The organism is Pedococcus sp. P1_H8 (assembly GCF_056405175.1).
Map to the genome: position 1 here is coordinate 1 of NZ_JBFUCP010000339.1, position 403 is coordinate 403.

The 403-nt window shown below is 65.5% G+C and carries 1 protein-coding gene; it reads left to right on the forward strand.

The features are described 5' to 3' along the window. On the forward strand, positions 1–248 hold a 248-nt coding region (locus AC1DYG_RS20280; RefSeq protein WP_477641636.1), incomplete at its 5' end, for a phosphopantothenoylcysteine decarboxylase domain-containing protein. Between the last annotated feature and the right edge of the window lie 155 nt (positions 249–403).

Genomic DNA, 403 nt, shown 5'->3' on the forward strand with positions numbered 1-403 from the left:
GGGACGCGCAGGGCGACGTGCTCACCCACGCCCGCAGCAAGCTCGCCCGCAAGGGCTGCGACCTGCTGGTGGTCAACGCGGTCGGCGAGGGCAAGGCCTTCGAGGTCGACGACAACAGCGGCTGGATCCTCGGCGCCGACGGTTCGGAGCGGGCGCTGGCGCACGGCTCCAAGTCGCTGATGGCGAGCCGGGTCGTCGACGCGACGTCGGCATTGCTGGCCGTCGGCGGGGGCGCGAGTGCCGGCTGAGTCCGGTGCTCGTAATGTGAAAAAAGCTCGTAATGTGGAAATCGGTGTCGCGTCGGGTTCGGCGCGATTCCCGATCTTCGTGAATTTCGGTTTTGACGTGATTTCAGCAGTGCACATCTGCCGTGCCTCGCACTAGGTTTGGCTCGGTACACAAC